Genomic DNA, 2,721 nt, shown 5'->3' with positions numbered 1-2,721 from the left:
GATTGTGATATCCCCTTTGTTTGTTTTCATAATGACTTTCTTATCATTATCTTTTGCTTGTAATTGTGGAAATAAACTCATTATTCATCCTCCTTTTTTTACATTTTACCACAATATGCAAAAGATTAATCCCCCGATTTTCCAAAAATGAAAATTCAGCCCGTTTTTTCTTTTTCATTAGGATGTAAGTATCGATTCATGTTATCATAAATGAAAAGCAGATATTTAAGTGAAGGATGAAAAATAATGATGATCTTCGAGAATTTCCCCTTAATTTGTTCCCTGGTAGCTATCATGTTCACCCAAGCTTTAAAATATCCGATTGCAATTTTTTCAAAAGACAAGAAAACTTCCTTGTCGATCGTGACGACTACTGGCGGGATGCCCAGTTCCCACTCGGCTGCCGTCAGCTCGTTGATAACGGCGCTCATTCTGCAGTACGGCATTGGTTCCGGTTATGTAGCCATCGCTACGACTTTCGGTGTCATCGTCATGTTCGACTCGATGGGCGTACGTCGTCAGAGCGGTGAGCAAGGCATTGTCCTCATCGACGCCCTCAAAGAGCTGACTCGCTTATCTCTAAAGTTCCCTAAGAACGAGCAAGAACTGATTTCCGAGGAAGATGATGAAAAGGTTTATCCTGAAGAAATGGCCGTAAAAAAATACCTTGGGCACAAACCTTCTGAGGTTTTTGTCGGACTGTTGACGGGTATTTTTGTGACATTTATCGTCAGAATGTTCTATGAGCAAATCTGATACCTCTCCGGGCGAGGCATTCGCCCGGAACAGAAACAACGGAGGAAGACAATTGAAAGATATAGAAATATACGACATCACCATCATCGGCGGTGGCCCTGTCGGCATGTTCACGGCGTTCTACGCCGGACTGCGGCAAGCCAAAGTCAAAATCATAGAAGCCCTACCCCAGCTCGGCGGCCAACCTGGCATGCTTTATGCTGAAAAAAATATATATGACATCGCAGGTTACCCAGCCATTTCCGGCGGCGACCTCGTCACTAACCTGAAAGAACAGATGGACCGCTTTGACACGAAGTTGGTGTTCGGTGAGGAAGCATTTGAACTCGAAAAAAATGCTGAAGGCATCTTCGAGATCCAAACGACCAAAAATCGCCATTATTCAAAAGCAGTGATCATCTCTGCAGGAAACGGAGCTTTCCGGCCGAGAAAATTGGAAATAGAACACGCAGACAAGTATGAAAATACTAATCTCCACTATTTCGTAAACAATATCGAAAGTTTCCGCGATAAGACGGTCGCCATCTGTGGCGGTGGAGATTCGGCAGTGGATTGGGCATTAACTTTGGAACCGATCGCCAAAAAGGTCTATCTGATCCATCGTCGCCCGCAATTCCGCGCACAAGAGCACAGCGTCCACTTGTTGCATGAATCGTCCGTTGAGGTCATGACGCCTTTCGTTCCTGTCAGTGTCAACGGAAACGAAGAGTTCCTGACGAGCGTCACCCTTCAGGAAGCCCGCAAAGAAAACACGTTTGAGCTGGAAGTGGATGACTTTTTGATCAATTACGGCTTTTCATCTTCCATCGGGGGTATGAAGAAATGGGGCTTCGAAGTCCAAGGTAACGCCATCGTCGTAAATTCGAAAATGGAGACCACCATTCCAGGGGTCTATGCCATAGGAGACATCGGAACCTATTCCGGCAAAGTCAAACTGATCGCCACCGGATTCGGTGAAGCTCCTGTAGCCGTCAACAACGCGATGGTGTACATAAATCCCGACACACGCGTACAACCGATGCACAGCACGAGCTTATTTTAAACTTTATGGAGGGCTGTCTCATTCAGAGATGGGCCCTTTTTTGATTTGGTTATACAGTTGTCTGAACTGGGGTGCTGGTGCGTGGCGGAATTCCCCGCAAAAGTGGTTTTAACGGATTATTTCTGAGCATAAATTCATCACTCATACAGAATATCCCCGAACTCCACTTGCTATTGCAAATAATGAATCAAGAATGCCTCTTCTTTTGTTCTCAACTGCCATTCCTCTATAATAAAAGTATCAAATACGAATCCAGGAGGCATTAGTATGGTCAAATCAGACAGTGAGTTGCATGCACGAGCGGTGGCTTTAATTGCGGAACGCGGCGTGAGCGTCGAGGATATCGCCGACCTCGTTTTACATCTCCAGAAATCCTATGTAGAAAATCTGACTATGGAGGAGTGCATCGAGAACGTTAAGGCTGTGTTCCTGAAACGGGAAGTTCAAAATGCAATCATTACCGGCATCGAAATAGATAAGCTCGCCGATTCGGGGCAGCTCTCCCAACCACTGGCGGACATTATCCTGAACGACGAAGGGCTCTACGGTATCGACGAAATCCTTGCCCTCTCCATCGTCAACGTATACGGATCCATCGGCTTCACTAACTACGGCTACATCGATAAAGTCAAACCCGGCATCCTGCAGAAACTGAACGACAAAACCGATTCAGAATGCCATACCTTCCTCGATGACATCGTAGGAGCAATCGCCGCAGCCGCAGCCAGCCGCATCGCCCACGACAACCCAAACAAAAGCGACATAATGAAATAGAGTGGGATTCAGAACACGTTTGCGAAGAGTGTGATGATTCGCATTTAGACACCCGTACGTTGGAGCACCCCACGAAGTGAACATCTTTTGTTCACTTCGTGGGGTGTGAAACGTTAGTGGTGTCTGCGAATCAGAACACGTTTGTGGAG

The 2,721-nt window shown here is 46.1% G+C and carries 3 protein-coding genes; all 3 read left to right on the top strand.

All coding sequences use genetic code 11. The annotated features are described in order from the left end of the window. The first annotated feature begins 246 nt into the window (after window positions 1–246). The 3 genes from WBV27_RS00085 to WBV27_RS00075 all read left to right on the top strand — a co-directional run bounded on the left by WBV27_RS00085 (window position 247) and on the right by WBV27_RS00075 (window position 2,572). The gene (locus WBV27_RS00085; RefSeq protein WP_424198340.1) at window positions 247–756 is read left to right on the top strand and encodes a divergent PAP2 family protein; all 510 of its coding nucleotides are present in this window, start codon (window positions 247–249) and stop codon (window positions 754–756) included. A 61-nt stretch (window positions 757–817) separates the two neighbouring features. Then, the gene (locus WBV27_RS00080) at window positions 818–1,798 is read left to right on the top strand and encodes an NAD(P)/FAD-dependent oxidoreductase (protein ID WP_424198342.1); all 981 of its coding nucleotides are present in this window, start codon (window positions 818–820) and stop codon (window positions 1,796–1,798) included. Window positions 1,799–2,065: 267 nt separating this feature from the next. After that, window positions 2,066–2,572, top strand: coding sequence for a phosphatidylglycerophosphatase A family protein (locus tag WBV27_RS00075; RefSeq protein ID WP_424198338.1), 507 nt, complete (start codon window positions 2,066–2,068; stop codon window positions 2,570–2,572). Window positions 2,573–2,721 lie beyond the last annotated feature (149 nt).

This window comes from Trichococcus sp. (assembly GCF_049589555.1).
In the GTDB taxonomy this organism is placed as follows: domain Bacteria; phylum Bacillota; class Bacilli; order Lactobacillales; family Aerococcaceae; genus Trichococcus.
This window is presented reverse-complemented; position numbering and strand designations above follow the sequence as displayed.